This window comes from Dyella sp. SYSU CM1112, assembly GCF_058216415.1.
Genome location: NZ_JBZEGI010000034.1, coordinates 1 through 3,585, shown reverse-complemented (window position 1 = coordinate 3,585; position 3,585 = coordinate 1). Strand labels below are relative to the sequence as shown.

The 3,585-nt window shown below is 61.5% G+C and carries 1 protein-coding gene; it reads left to right on the top strand.

The features are described from left to right. A partial coding sequence (locus tag AC4HNJ_RS21440; protein WP_490481651.1) for a hypothetical protein occupies positions 1–3,585 on the top strand: 3,585 nt, incomplete at both ends.

The following is a 3,585-nucleotide window of genomic DNA, read 5'->3' as shown; positions in this document are numbered from 1 at the left end:
TGGCAAGCGCTGGCCTACGACAGCTACGCCAACCCAACAGATGTGAAGCGTTACAACGACATCGCCGGGCAGTCCCCAATCGAAGAAACCAGCACCTACCTCAACGACCCGAACCTGTGGGTGCTGGGCCTGCCGCAAACCGTCGTCAACGACACGACCGGCGAGACGGAGCTGAGCAACACCTACAACAGTCAGGACCTGCTGCAATCGCGCTCGCGTTTTGGCGAGTTCATGATGAGCTACACCTACAACGGCACCGGGCAGCTGGCGAGCTTCACCGACGGCGATGGCGATACCACCAACATCAGTAATTACTATCGCGGCATTCCGCAGGAGATCGATTATCCCGATGGTGGCCAACAATTCCTGACGGTGGATGATCTGAGCCAGATCACCTCGATCACCGACCAGAACGGCAACACCACGCACTACAGCTACGACCCGATCGGCCGGATCAGCCAGATCACCTATCCGACCAACGACAGCGTGTCGTGGTATCCGAAGACGTTCACGTATGCCTTCGTGAACAGCGCCGAGCGCGGCATCGCCGCCGGCCATTGGGATCGCACCACGACCGTCGGTAACGCGGTCACCACCACCTATTTCGATGCCGATTTGCGTCCGGTGCTCAGCGACACGTCCAACGGCAGCCAGGACATCACCACCGCGACAAGCTACGACTACACCGGTGCGACCACCTTCGCGTCCTACCCGGTGTATGGCCAGCCGGCGATTACCGCGCTCACCACTGGCACGCACCACAGCTACGACGCGTTGGAACGCCTGACCCAGACACAGGACGACAGCGAACTGGGACCCTTGACCACGTCCACGGCCTATCTCAGCGGGGCCGGTGAACAGGTGACCGATCCGAAGGGCAACGTCACCACCACGCATTACCAGGTGTTCGACGAGCCCGACTACAAGGACCCGATCTCGGTGGTTGCACCGACCGGCATCACCCAAACGATCACGCGCGACATCTACGGCAACCCGACCTCGATCACCCAATCGGGTGCCTACGGCAGCGAAAACGACAGCGTCACCAAGACCCTGCTGTACGACAGCTACCATCGACTATGCCGTACGACGGAACCGGAAAGCGGCAGCACCGTGATGGCCTACGACGGTGCCAACAACCTGGCCTGGAGCGCGCAAGGTCAAACCATCACCGATGGCACCTGCGGTCAGGGCGATGTGCCTGCCGCCGCGCAGACAGTACGCACCTACGACCTGATGAACCGCGTACTGTCGATCACCCCGCCGGCCGGCACGCAAGACACCCACTACACCTATGACACGGCGGGCAACATCCTGACCGTCAGCTCCGGCCTCACCCAGCAACAGTTCGCCTACAACACACGCAACATGCTGACGTCCGAAGCGATGTCCGTGCCCGGTTATGCCTGGGCACTGGCCTACGCCTACGACAGCTACGGCCACCTCAGCGCCATCGGCTATCCGTCCTACAACGGCTCCAGCGAAGGCGTGGCGTATAACCCGGATGCGCTGGGCCGCGTCACGCAAGTGGGCAGCTATGCCAGCGGTATTACCTACTTCCCCAATAGCCAGGTGGCCAGCTTCACCTACGGCAACGGTGCCAGCTACCTCGCCCAGCAAAACGCACGTCAGCTGCTGAGCAACTTCAGCGATGGCCTCGGTGGCACCTTGAACCTCAGCGAAGACTTCACCTACGACGCCAACGGCAACATCACCCAGGTCAACGACCTGGTCAACGGCCAGCGCACCAAGGCCTTTAGCTACGACGCGCTGAACCGCCTGAGCAGCGCCACGGCAACCCAGCTGTACGGCACCGAGAGCTACACCTACGACGCGCTCAACAACCTGCGCAGTCGCGTCACCGGTGGCAACACGCTCACCCTCAACTACAACACCAGCAATCAACTGGCGAGTGTGTCGGAAGGGGCCAGCACTCTCACCAGCTATGGGTATGACAACCAAGGCAACCGCGACAGCCTGAGCAGTGGTGGTACGACCACCACCTACGGCTTTGATGCCGAGAACCAGCTGCTGCAGGTCTCGGGCGTGGAAAGCTACGCCTACGACGCCGCCGGTCGGCGTGTCACCAAGACGGGCACGAACGGCGCGGTGTCGGCCTACTATTTTTACGATCAGGCCGGTCAGTTGATGTACGCGTTCGACCCGGCCAGTGCGACAGGAACGAACTACATCTACCTGGGCAGCAAGCTGATCGCCAAACATGCGATGCAGCAGCTGGCGGTGCCGACCGGCATCACGGTCAGCAGCAATCCGAACGATGGCCAGTTCACGGTGAGCTGGAATGCGGTGGCCGATGCGACCAGCTACACATTGCAAACGACCGACGGCAATGGCGGTACGGACGTGGTGTACAGCGGGAGCAACCCATCGGTGGCAGTGACCGCTACCACCGGAGGTACGCATGGCTATCAACTGCAAGCGTGCAACAGCAGCGGGTGCAGCGGTTGGGCAGACTTCGTGGTGGGTGTGTGGCCGGCAATCCCGACCGTGACGGTACCCAGCGGTACGGACAACGGCGCCTACCAGGTCACGTGGACAGCCCCGGCGGGTGCCAACACTTATGACGTGCAGGTTTCTACGGATGGCGGCACCACGTGGACGGCGCTCGCCACCGGGACCACCGGCACGTCGTTCTTGCAGCCGGGGAACGTGTCAGGGAGTTACCTCTATCGGGTGCAGGCGCATAACCGGATGGTGTCCGGTACGGCCGGTTGGGGGACGTCGGCCGCGGTCACGGTGGATATCAACTATGGCGTGATGCCCAGTACGCCCACCGGCTTCACGGTGCCATCGACCAGCAATACGGGCAATGTGACGTTGAGCTGGAATGCCGCCACGCCGGAAGTCACCAATTACGTCGTGAACGAGCAGGTGGGCACGGGGAGTTGGGCGCAGGTCTACAGCGGTACGGCGACCAGCTATACGCCCCTGACATTGGGTGATGGCACCTACAACTTCGAGCTGCAAGCGTGCAACAACACCAGTACCGCGCAGGTGTGCACACCGGTCGTGACGGGCGGTCCGCTGGTGGTCACGTTGCCGCCGTCGCCGGCGCCTGTGATGAAACTGCAAGCCAGCACCATCTATACCGGTACATATATCGTTGACTGGCAGGGCAACAACGAAGCCACGTATTACGTCGTGCAGATGCAGATTAACGGTGGTGGTTGGACGAGCGTGCAGACGGGAACGGGGACCGCGTATGACGCGACTGGGCAAACCGATGCGACCTACAGTTACCGTGTGGAGGCGTGCAATGCGGGCGGATGCAGCGGCTGGAGTAACACGGTTACTCAAACGGTCCTGTTGGCTCCATCGGCACCATCCCTAAGCGGCGGTGGCACCAGCAACAGTGGTAGCTACAGCATGAGCTGGAATGCGGTGGCCACGGCAACCAATTACAACTTGCAGGAAGATGTCAACGGTGCGGGCTGGAGCAATGTACTGCAAGGTACCGGTGCGACCAGCTGGAGCGAGAGCGGCCGTGGCAATGGGACCTATCAATATCAGGTGCAAGCGTGTAATGCGGCAGGATGCGGACCGTGGAGTAATGTCGTGACCGAG